The organism is uncultured Frigoribacterium sp. (assembly GCF_963515265.1).
Lineage (GTDB): Bacteria > Actinomycetota > Actinomycetes > Actinomycetales > Microbacteriaceae > Frigoribacterium.
On record NZ_CAUPYL010000090.1, the window covers coordinates 1 to 9,992 of the forward strand.

Annotated in this window: 10 protein-coding genes; 3 read left to right on the plus strand and 7 right to left on the minus strand. The window is 74.3% G+C overall.

The annotated features are described in order from the left end of the window. The 3 genes from RWM17_RS08785 to RWM17_RS08795 form a co-directional block, all read right to left on the minus strand. A partial coding sequence (locus RWM17_RS08785; protein ID WP_314102785.1) for a choice-of-anchor I family protein occupies window positions 1–1,946 on the minus strand: 1,946 nt, incomplete at its 3' end. Window positions 1,947–2,062: 116 nt separating this feature from the next. Then, window positions 2,063–2,524, minus strand: a complete 462-nt coding sequence (locus tag RWM17_RS08790) for a hypothetical protein (RefSeq protein ID WP_314102786.1) — start codon at window positions 2,522–2,524, stop codon at window positions 2,063–2,065. 122 nt (window positions 2,525–2,646) lie between these two features. Continuing rightward, window positions 2,647–3,609 carry a helix-turn-helix domain-containing protein gene (locus RWM17_RS08795; RefSeq protein ID WP_314102789.1) on the minus strand — a complete coding sequence of 321 codons (963 nt, stop codon included), beginning with the start codon at window positions 3,607–3,609 and terminating at the stop codon, window positions 2,647–2,649. Between the two features lie 119 nt (window positions 3,610–3,728). Between RWM17_RS08795 and RWM17_RS08800 the strand changes: the two genes are divergently transcribed. Next, window positions 3,729–4,220 (plus strand): glutathione peroxidase, encoded by a 492-nt coding sequence (locus tag RWM17_RS08800; RefSeq protein ID WP_314102792.1) that lies wholly within the window; start codon window positions 3,729–3,731, stop codon window positions 4,218–4,220. 70 nt (window positions 4,221–4,290) lie between these two features. On the opposite strand, the gene RWM17_RS08805 is transcribed toward RWM17_RS08800, so the two are convergent. From RWM17_RS08805 to RWM17_RS08820, 4 genes are read right to left on the minus strand one after another with little or no spacing between them, the layout of a single operon-like run. Next, on the minus strand, window positions 4,291–5,496 hold the full coding sequence (locus RWM17_RS08805) for an ABC transporter permease (protein WP_314102794.1): 1,206 nt from the start codon (window positions 5,494–5,496) through the stop codon (window positions 4,291–4,293). After that, a complete protein-coding gene (locus tag RWM17_RS08810; protein WP_314102796.1) occupies window positions 5,493–6,224 on the minus strand; it encodes an ABC transporter ATP-binding protein in 732 nt (243 codons plus the stop codon). The genes RWM17_RS08805 and RWM17_RS08810 overlap by 4 nt, the downstream gene beginning before the upstream one ends. Next, window positions 6,221–7,285: a peptidoglycan-binding protein gene (locus RWM17_RS08815; RefSeq protein WP_314102798.1), complete on the minus strand. Its 1,065-nt coding sequence runs from the start codon at window positions 7,283–7,285 to the stop codon at window positions 6,221–6,223. The genes RWM17_RS08810 and RWM17_RS08815 overlap by 4 nt, the downstream gene beginning before the upstream one ends. Next, entirely contained in the window at window positions 7,282–7,806 is a 525-nt protein-coding gene (locus tag RWM17_RS08820; protein WP_314102800.1) for a hypothetical protein, read from the minus strand. The genes RWM17_RS08815 and RWM17_RS08820 overlap by 4 nt, the downstream gene beginning before the upstream one ends. A gap of 181 nt (window positions 7,807–7,987) precedes the next feature. Between RWM17_RS08820 and RWM17_RS08825 the strand changes: the two genes are divergently transcribed. Both RWM17_RS08825 and RWM17_RS08830 read left to right on the plus strand, forming a co-directional pair. Further along, window positions 7,988–8,665 (plus strand): response regulator transcription factor, encoded by a 678-nt coding sequence (locus RWM17_RS08825; RefSeq protein WP_314102802.1) that lies wholly within the window; start codon window positions 7,988–7,990, stop codon window positions 8,663–8,665. Window positions 8,666–8,763: 98 nt separating this feature from the next. Continuing rightward, window positions 8,764–9,992: HAMP domain-containing sensor histidine kinase (locus tag RWM17_RS08830; protein ID WP_314102804.1), on the plus strand; the 1,229-nt coding region annotated here is incomplete at its 3' end.

A 9,992-nucleotide genomic window follows, 5' to 3' on the forward strand; every position in this document is an offset into this window, starting at 1 on the left:
CCGTCGCCCGGCGCGACGACCGGCGGGTCCACCACGACGGGCGGGTCGACCGGCGGCACGACGACGGGCGGCTCGACCGCCGCGGGCACCGTGATCGCGAAGAGCGTCGTCGTGCCCGACACCTCGTTGCCGACCGCGAGCATGGGCTCACCGGTCGCCGAGTCGGCGGCGGGGATGAACGCGAGCCCCTCGGGCCCCAGGTCGCCCGCGGCCGAGAGCGCGGCAGGAGAGGCCTCGGCCGGCGGCGCCGTGAAGTCCCTGTTGTTGACGTAGGCGACGAAGGAGGCGGCGGTCGGCACGGTCACGTCGTAGACGGCGATCCCGCCCACGCGCTCGAAGCCGATGAAGGCGTAGGTGCGTCCGTCGATCTCGCCCAGGGCGACGCCCTCCGGCTCGGGCCCCTTGTCGTCGCTGCGGCCGTCGAGGTTGGACTCCGTGTGGTTCGAGTTGAAGAACTCCGGCGCGGCGGCCGCGGTGACCTCCTCGAAGTCGGAGCCCGAGTCGAAGACCTGCTGACCGCTCGCGTCGAGGATGCTGAACGACCGCGACCCGAACGTGTAGAGCGTCTCGTAGCAGGAGCCGTCGGCGCTGAGGCCGTTCGCCGTCGTCACGTTCAGCCGGCCGAGGGCGGCGGGCGCCAGCGAGCCGGCGGCGGGCGACGTGGCGCAGACCGGCGGGACGCCGCCCCGGCCGAGGGCGCTGCCCCTGGACACCTCGCTGTAGCCGTCCCAGTCGCGCGAGTCGCCCTCGTTCGCGGTGACGACGTAGGTCGAGCCGCCGACCTCGTAGCTGGCGATCGTGTCGGGCATCAGGTAGCCCTCGACGCCGGCCCAGGTGCCGATCGCGATCGCCGGGCCGCCGCCGGCTCCGTCGCGGTCGGACGGGTCGAAGGGCACGACCGCGCGGTCGACGGTGCCGAGCGGCACGACCTCGGTGACGGTCGCCGAGGCGACGTCGACGATCGCGAGGGCGTTCGCCTCCTGCAGCGAGACCCACGCGGTCGCGCCGTCGGCCGAGAAGGTGGCGTACTCGGGCTCGAGGTTCTCGCTCACGGGGAACAGCAGGGGCGACTCGGGGGGCGTGACGGTCCCGGCGTCCGCACGACCGCCGAAGATCCGCACCTCGGGGTCGAGCACCGAGCTGCCGCCGACCTCGAAGTCGTGGAAGTCGGCCGTGCTGACGGCCGACTGTGCGGGGGCGGAGACCGTCGCGGGCACGTCGACGACGCTGATCGTGCCCTCGGGGTCGACCGAGTAGTCCTCGGCGGGCTCGCCCTCGTTCGCGACGATCACCCGGGCGCCGTCGGGGCTGAAGGCGACCATGTCGGGCAGCGAGCCGACGCGGACGGCGCCCAGGGCGCCTCCGTCGCCCGCGGCGTCGAAGAAGACGACCCAGCCGAGGTCGGTCTTGTCGTCGCTCTCGACGGCGACGGCGCCGAGGCCGTCGGCCCGCACCGAGACCGAGTTGGCGACGGCGCCCGCGGGCACGACCGAGCCGTCGGCGGCCGTGACGCCGGTGGTCTGCACGGTGAAGCCGGCCGAGACCGGCGCCGAGGGCGTGCCGACGTCGAGGACCTCGACGACCGCCTCCGCCGCGTTGACGACGAGGAGGCGGTGCAGCGTCGTGCCGGAGGCGTCCCGCGCCGGGCCGGTCCAGTGCTCGACGATCTCGGCGGCGCTGGCGTCGAAGGTGCCGGTCTCGTACGAGCCGACCGGCTGCAGGTCGAAGGCCTCCTGGTCGGCGAAGACCTCGATCGGGGCCGCGACGACGGCCGCGCTCGCGGGCGCCGAGAGGCCGATCAGGCCGGCGGCGGCGAGGGCCGCCGTGCCGGTGAGGGCGACGGCGCCGAGCGGGCGCCGGACGCGGGCGGCCCGCGAGGGGCTCGAGGCCGCCGCCGGTGTGGAGGACGGTGTCGTGGGGCGGGAGGCCGGGCGGCGTGCGCGCATGCGGGAGCTCTCTCTGGTGCGGTCGGGTCGACCGGATCGGTCGTGCGTTCGGGGTGGTCGGGCGTCGGGACGCCACGACCATATGCACGACACGTGCCGCAGAGATGGCCGCCGGGTTAACGGCTGGGGCTGTCGCCCTCGTCGTCGGCGCCCTCGTCGTCGGCGCCCTCGTCGTCGCCGTCCGCGTCGTCGCCGCCCTCGTCCGGCGCATCGCCGCCGAGGTCGGGGACGCCGAACTGCTCCGTCTCGAGGTCGACGGCGTCGGTGCCCTGCGGCACGGCGACGGGCGACGGGCCGGAGAGCGCCGCGGTGCGGGCCGCGAGGTCGGCCACGAGGCGCGCGTCCGTGATCTCGTCGCCGCGGGACTCGTCGACCGTGAGCACGTCGGAGGTGAGCATCTGGCTCGCCGGCCCGACGAGGATGCTGAAGAGCCGTGCGGAGCCGCCGGCGTCGACGGCCGGGACGTCGATCGAGTCCGACCGCCCCCTCATCGCCAGGGCCTGCGCGTAGGCCATGACCGCGTCGGCGATGTCGTCACCGGTGACCAGGTGGTCCTCGGCGTAGCTGATGCGCTTCATGCGGCTCTTCCGGTCGTCAGGGTGAGCCTCCCACGCTACGCGCACGGCACCTCCTCCGGCCTGGCCGTGGTCGCCCCCCGGCCGGGTCGAGGCGCCCTCGGGACGCCCCCACGAGGGGCCGGTCAGGCGCGGTGCAGCGTCTCGCGCGGGTACTCGCCGAAGCGGTGGACGTAGGAGGCGGAGAAGCGTCCCAGGTGCGCGAACGCCCACCGCTGGGCCACCTCGGCCACCGTCACGGTGTCCGCCGTGCCCTCGACGAGCTCGTCCCGCACGCGGTCGAGCCGCACGGCGCGCAGGTACTCGGACGGCGTCGTGTCGAGATGCCGGCTGAACGCCTGCTGCAGCCCGCGCGGGGTCAGGCCGGCGTGCTTGGCGACGCCGCTCGGGGTGATCGGCTCGTGGGCGAGCGAGTGGACGTACTCCACCGCCTCGCGGAGCGACGCGTTGCGCGGCGCCAGCACCTCGTCGGGGAGGCGACGGGAGGTGTGCGGGAACGTGTCGAGCAGGACCTTCGCCGCGTAGCGCGCCGTCTCGGCCCGGACCGCGTCGTCGGACGCGTCGTCGAGGTAGGTCCGCGCGATGTGGCGCAGGGCGGCGTTGAAGCGGGTGCGCCCCTCGTCGTCGATGACGGCCGTGTGGTCGAAGCGCACGGAGCCGGGGTAGGCGTCCTCGCGCTCGGACGCGACCTCGTCGAGCACGCGGTCGGAGAGGTGCAGCAGGTTCTGCTCGACGTCGGTCACGCGGAACGAGAAGGGCCGGCCCCAGGGGAACGGCATCGGCTGTCCGAGCTCGGGCGTCACCTCGTCGCGGCCGATGTCCATCAGGGCCGAGCCCCGGCCGAGCCACTGGATGATCCGCTCGCCGCGGGGCTGGATCGTGCCCGTGACCTCGCCGGAGAAGTGGGTCGTGCGGAGCGTCAGCTCGCCGTCGCCGCGCGTCGTGTGCCGCCAGTGGAAGGGCCGGTCGGAGGCGACGAACCGGAGGCCGCCCACCTCGCCGTAGCCCGAGCCGAAGAACCGGGCCGCGCCGTCGACGTCGTCGCCCTGCGCCTCCACCAGGACACGGCGTCGGGGATCGGCGGACATCCCCCTGATCTTGGCGGGCCGCACGGGCCGGGACAAGTCGTCGAGAGGGGGTTGACGAGAGGAGTGAAGTCGTGCTGCAGTGCAGGTCGCTCGGCAGGTGTGCGAGTAGCGTCGCGCGCATGAGCGACCTCGACGACATCGACCTGACCACCCTCCGCGGCGAGCACACCCGCTTCGGCGCCTTCACCGACAAGGTGGTGCTCGTCGTCAACGTCGCGTCGCGCTGCGGCCTCGCGCCGCAGTACGAGAAGCTCGAGCAGCTGCAGAAGACGTACGGCGAGCGCGGCTTCACCGTGGTCGGGTTCCCGAGCAACCAGTTCCTGCAGGAGCTCGGCTCGTCGGAGGCCATCGACGAGTACTGCTCGGCGACCTGGGGCGTGACGTTCCCGATGATGGAGAAGGTGCGCGTCAACGGCCGCTCGGAGCACCCGCTCTACACGGAGCTGAAGAAGACGCCCGACGCCTCCGGCAAGGCCGGCAAGGTGAAGTGGAACTTCGAGAAGTTCGTCGTCACGCCCGACGGCGGCGTGCACCGGTTCCGTCCGACCACCGAGCCGGACGACCCGGCGATCGTCTCCGTCATCGAGGCGGCGCTGCCGACGCCGGCCTGACCTGCCGCACCGCACCTCCTTCGCCGTCCCGGTCCACGAGCGGGCCGGCGATGAGGAGGCGCGGTGCCGGTCAGGACTGCAGCGCCTCGGTCGGCGGGATGCGTGCCGCCCGCACCGCGGGCCAGAGCCCGGCGAGGGCGCCGATCACCAGCGTGGCGGCGAGCCCCCCGGCGAGGACGACGGGCGGGATCGACGCCGGCCAGCCCTTCGACACCGCGAACACGGCGGTCACGCCGGTGCCGAGCACGACGCCCGCGACCCCGCCCAGTGCCGAGAGGAACAGCGCCTCGGCGAGGAACTGCCGACGGATGTGGGGCTTGGTCGCGCCGAGGGCCCGGCGCAGGCCGATCTCGCGTCGCCGCTCGAGCACCGAGATGACCATCGTGTTGGCGACCCCGATGCCTCCGACCAGCAGGGCCACCGAGCCGAGCCCGACGAGCAGGCCGGTGAAGGCCTGGTCGGCCGCTTGCTTGGCCGCGAGCGCGTCGGAGGGCCGGGTGACCTCGACGTCCGAGGGCGAGCGGGGCTGGATGGTCGGGGCGATCAGTTCGCGCACCTGCTCGACGCGCTCGGGGTCGACCCGCGTGTAGACGGTCGTGGGGGCGACGGGCTCCCCGGCCAACGACTCGCCGGCGACCTCGCCGACCAGAGCGGACGAGTCGATCTCCGCGGCGAGGGGCACGGGCTCGAGGATGCCCGCCACGACGTACTCCGAGTCGGCGATCACGACGTGGCGTCCGGCCTCGGCGACGCCGAGCAGCTCGGCCGCCTCGGCGCCCAGCACGACGACGGGGTACTGCGCCGTGCCGGCGGTGAGCCACGACCCCGTGGCGACCTCGGCCTCGAGCACCTCGAGCAGCCGTGGCGACGCCGTCCGCAGCGTGATGCCGTTCGTGGCGCCGTCGGGGACGCGGCTGTTGCGGTACACGCCCGTGTCGGGCACCGAGCCGGTCGTCGCGGCCGACTCGACGCCGTCGACGTTCCCGGCCGAGGCGCCCGCCGTGAGCGGCAGCGACGCCGACTCGCCGAAGAAGTCGGTCCCCTGCGACGCCGTGAGCAGGTTCGTGCCGAGCTGGTCGAGAGTCGCGGTGAGCTGCGCCTGGCTCGAGGTCGAGATGCCCACGACGGCGATCATCGCGGCGATGCCGATGGCGATGCCGAGCGCCGACAGCACCGCTCGGGTCGGTCGCGCGACGAGCCCGGACACGCCGAGCCGGGCGACGTCGGACGCGAGCAGCCGCGACCGGGCGTCGCCCACGCCGTCCTGCCCCGTCACGAGCCGGCACCGAGGTCGGGGCGGCCGACGGAGACCGTCGCGGTCTCGGAGGCACGGGCGCTGTCGTCGGCCACCCGCCCGTCGCGGATCGTCACGCGCCGCGGCAGCCGCCGCGCGAGCTCGACGTCGTGGGTGATGACGACGATCGAGGTGCCCTCGGCGTGCAGCTCGTGCAGCAGCGCCACGATGCCCTCGCCGGCCCGCGAGTCGAGGTTGCCCGTCGGCTCGTCGGCCAGCAGCAGGGGCGGTCGGTGCACGACGGCGCGGGCGATGGCGACGCGCTGGCGTTCACCCCCGGAGAGCTGGTTCGGCCGGTGCGTGAGGCGGTGGCCGAGGCCGACGCGGTGCAGGGCCTCCGTCGCGCGCCTCCTGCGCTCCCTGATCGGCGTGCCCGTGTAGAGCAGCCCGTCCGCGACGTTGTCGGTGGCGCAGACCCCGTCGCTGAGGTGGAACTGCTGGAACACGAAGCCGATGCGGTGCGCCCGCAGGGCCGAGAGCTGCGCGTCGCTCTGCGTGGCGACGTCGACTCCGTCGACGGCCACCGTGCCCGACGTCGGTCGGTCGAGGGTGCCGAGGACGTTGAGCAGCGTCGACTTGCCCGACCCCGACGGCCCGACGACGGCGACCATCTCGCCGTGGTCGACGCGCAGCGAGACGCCGTCGAGGGCGGTGGTGGGCGGTCGGCCGTACTCACGGGTCACGCCCGTGAGCTCGATGACGGCGCTCATGCCGGCACCACGACCTCGAGGCCCTCGGCGACGTCGCCCGTCACCTCGACGCGGTCGCCCGCGAAGAGGCCGGTCTCGACGGGCACGGCCTCGGTCGTGCCGTCCGGCTGGACGACCTCGAGCACGAAGCCCCCGCCGACCGCTGCGCCGAGGGCGAGCACGGGCACCGACAGCACGTCCTCCCGCACCTCGGACACGAAGTCGACGGTCACGGAGGCGTCGGTCAGGTCGCCCGGCGCGGCCGGGTCGTCGAACGAGAGGGTCGTCGGGACGGCCGTCTTCGCGGTGTCGTCGTCGACCTTCGCGGCCCCCACGGCCGTGACGTGCCCGGGGGCGGTCGTGCCCGAGGGCAGCTCCATCGCGACGACGCCGCCGATCGTGGCGAGCGGTGAGCCGACCGGCAGGTCGACCGTGACCACCTTCTCGGTCCGCTTGGTCGTGTAGAGCGGACCGCCGCCGGAAGCGTCGCCGACGGCGGCCGACAGGCCCCCGACCACGAACGAGCCCGAGACGAACTGCAGGGCGCCGAGCTCGATCGTGCCGGTGCGCAGCTGGCCGCCGGCCTTCTGCCAGGCGCGGATCGCCGCGGTCGTGCGGGCGTCGAAGGTCTGGTCGGGCGTCCGGGTGAAGTACCCCCAGGCGTGCAGGTTCTGCTCGACCTGCTGCACGTCGGGCCCCGGGGACATCCCCGACTCGAAGGCACGCCACTGGGGCAGGGCGCCCTCGAACGCCGTGACGGGTCGGTCGTCGACCCGGTACAGCTCGTTCCGCGGCGCGAGGACGTCGCCGACCTGGGGCAGCCAGGTGATCGTGCCCTGGGCCGCGCCGCCGATCGTCGGCCCGTCGAGCCTGCTCAACGTGCCGGGCTTGGTCGTGGTGCCGGTGAGGGTCCCCCGGTCGACGGTCGACGTCGACCGGTCGTCGTCGCGAGGCTCGTCGTCGTCCGCGCCGGCCGAGGCGGCCCCGGGCAGCCCGGCCAGCATCAGCGCCGTCACGACGCAGCCGACCAGGGCGACCCCGGCCACGCCGGACCAGACGACGGCGCGGCGTCGGACGGTCATTCCTGGCCCGTCGAGCCCGAGCCGGCGAACGCGCCGCAGGCCTCGAGGACGTCGTCGGGGATGTCCTGGTCGGGCGCCTCCGAGATCATCGCGCCTCCGTCGCCCTCCTTCGGATCGGGGGCGTCGTAGCCCTCGTCGCGCAGGCAGGCGTTCGACTCGCGCAGCTGCTCTTCGTACTCGCCCTGCGCCTTCTCCTCGGCGGCCGTCACGGGTCGCTCGCCGAGCTCAGCGCTGACCTCCTCCCTGCACGTCCGGGCAGCGGCCTGGAAGGCCTCGGGGTCGAAGTCGCCGCCGACCCCGACGGCGGTGCCCCCCGACTCCGACGGGTCGCCGACGTCGATGCCCGCGTCGCGCAGGCACTGCGCGTTGGCGACGTCCCAGGCCTTGGCGTCGGCGGCGAGCTGCGACTCGCTCCGCGGCGTGGACGAGTCCCCGCCGGCGTCGGAGCCCGCCGAGCAGCCGGCCAGTGCGACGGCGAACAGGGGCAGGGCGAGGAGCAGGGCGGCACGCTTCGTGGACATGTGGGTCTCCAGGTGTGAGCAGGGGAGGCGCGCTGAGTGCGCTCCTCCGTCGCCCGGGGAGGACGACAGGCCCAAGACCACCGCACCGGGCGTTGCCAGCCCGTAAGCAGCTGCCTTTATCTGGACATGATGTCTGACATGTCACACTGCAGGACCATCACCCCAGAGGAAAGGAGCCGGCATGCGCGTGCTCATCGCCGAGGACGAGGTCTACCTGGCGGAGGCCGTCCAGTCCGTGCTCGAGCGGGAGGCCATGGCCGTCGACGTCGTGCACGACGGCGACTCCGCCCTCGAGCGCCTCGCCGTCAACGACTACGACGTCGTCGTGCTCGACCGCGACCTGCCGGGCACGCACGGCGACGACGTCTGCTCGACCCTCGCCCTCGCGCCCGCCGGCCCCAGGGTGCTCATGCTCACGGCCGCAGGGGGCCTGCGCGACAAGGTCGACGGCTTCGAGCTCGGTGCCGACGACTACCTCGCCAAGCCGTTCGAGTTCCCCGAGCTGATCGCCCGGCTCCGGTCGCTCGCACGCCGCGCGGGCGCCGTCCGGCCCCCGGTCACCGAGCGCGGCGACCTGCGCTTCGACCCTTTCCGGCACGAGGTGTTCCGAGCGGGGCGCTTCGTCAGGCTCACGCGCAAGGAGTTCGCGGTGCTGGGCGTGCTGCTCGACGCCGACGGGGGCGTCGTCAGCGCCGAGCGCCTCCTCGAGAAGGCCTGGGACGAGAACGTCGACCCGTTCACCAACTCGGTGCGCGTCACGATCTCGAACCTGCGGCGCCGCCTGGGCGAGCCGTGGCTGATCCAGACGGTCCCGGGGCGCGGCTACCGCGTCCCGGCGCCCGAGCTGGCCGGGACGTGACGGGCGGCGGCGGGGCAGGACGCACGAGCCCCCTGAGGCCGACGTCCGCCTGGCCGCGGGGCAGTGCCCGCCTGCGGCTGACCGCGGCTTTCACGGGTGTGCTCGCCGCCGTCGGGCTGTCCATCGTCACGACCACCTTCCTGGTCATGGTGTACGTCCCCGAATACGACCTCGCCACCGTGAGCACCTCGGCCCTCCCCGCAGGGGGGAGCGCCGAGGGCGGCGACGGCCCCTCGGTCAGCATCGCACCCGAAGCGGCCCAGGCACTCGGCTCGCCCGTCGCGCCCGGCTCGCCCGTCTCGCCCGTCTCGCCCGGCTCGCCCGGCTCGCCCGGCTCGCCCGTCGCGAGCGTGGACGTGCCGTCGATGGTGACCATCGCCGGCGAGGGCGACCTGCTCCGGGTGCTGCTCACCACCTCCCTCGTCGTCTTCACCGCGGCGCTCGCCCTCGGCGTCTGGTGCAGCTGGATCGTGTCCGGGCGCCTGTTGCGACCCGTCGAGCACCTCGCCACCGCCGCCCGCGACGCCGAGCACGGTCGGCGAGGGCTCTTCCGCGAGCGGCTGGCCGACCGGGCGCCCGGACGACCCGACGACGAGTTCGGGCGACTCGCGACGGCCTTCGACGACATGCTCGCCCGTCTCGACCGCTCGTTCGAGGCCCAGCGTCGCTTCGCGGCCAACGCCTCGCACGAGCTGCTCACGCCGCTCGCGACCACCCAGGCGATGCTCGACGCGTCCGTGGACGCCCCTCGGGTCGACGAGCGCCTCACGGCACGGCTCCGCGAGATGAACACCCGCAGCATCGAGACGGTCGAGGCCCTGCTGGTCCTCGCGGACGCACAGGCGGGGCTCGGCGACGAGCGCGAGCTCGTCGACCTCGCCGCGGTCGTCGACGACTCCGTGGCGGCCGTCAGGGCGCAGGCCGACCGGAGGGGGGTCGACGTCCGCAACGCGACCTGCCCGGCGCTCGTCCACGGCGATCCTGCCCTGCTCGGCGTGCTCGTCGGCAACCTGGTGCGGAACGGCGTCGTGCACAACGAGCCGGGAGGCTGGCTCGAGGTCGCGCTGGGCCAGGGCGACGACGGGGCTGCCGTGCTGCAGGTCGCCAACGGCGGCCCCGTGATCGACCCTGCCGTGGCGGAGCGCCTGGACGAGCCGTTCTTCCGGGCGGCGGGGCGGGTGGCCGGCTCGCACGGCCTCGGCCTCGCCCTGGTCCGCGCCGTCGCCGAGGGGCACGGTGCCGCCCTCACGCTCGAGGCGCCGCAGTCCGGCGGACTGACCGCGCGGCTCGCGTTCGCCCACGAGGACGGCGCGGGCCCGACCCGGTG

Excerpts from the sequence above, each read along its gene's own strand:
- RWM17_RS08790 (WP_314102786.1), bottom strand. The coding sequence starts at position 2,524 with ATGAAGCGCATCAGCTACGCCGAGGACCACCTGGTCACCGGTGACGAC.
- RWM17_RS08795 (WP_314102789.1), bottom strand. The coding sequence starts at position 3,609 with ATGTCCGCCGATCCCCGACGCCGTGTCCTGGTGGAGGCGCAGGGCGAC.
- RWM17_RS08800 (WP_314102792.1), top strand. The coding sequence starts at position 3,729 with ATGAGCGACCTCGACGACATCGACCTGACCACCCTCCGCGGCGAGCAC.
- RWM17_RS08810 (WP_314102796.1), bottom strand. The coding sequence starts at position 6,224 with ATGAGCGCCGTCATCGAGCTCACGGGCGTGACCCGTGAGTACGGCCGA.
- RWM17_RS08815 (WP_314102798.1), bottom strand. The coding sequence starts at position 7,285 with ATGACCGTCCGACGCCGCGCCGTCGTCTGGTCCGGCGTGGCCGGGGTC.
- RWM17_RS08820 (WP_314102800.1), bottom strand. The coding sequence starts at position 7,806 with ATGTCCACGAAGCGTGCCGCCCTGCTCCTCGCCCTGCCCCTGTTCGCC.
- RWM17_RS08825 (WP_314102802.1), top strand. The coding sequence starts at position 7,988 with ATGCGCGTGCTCATCGCCGAGGACGAGGTCTACCTGGCGGAGGCCGTC.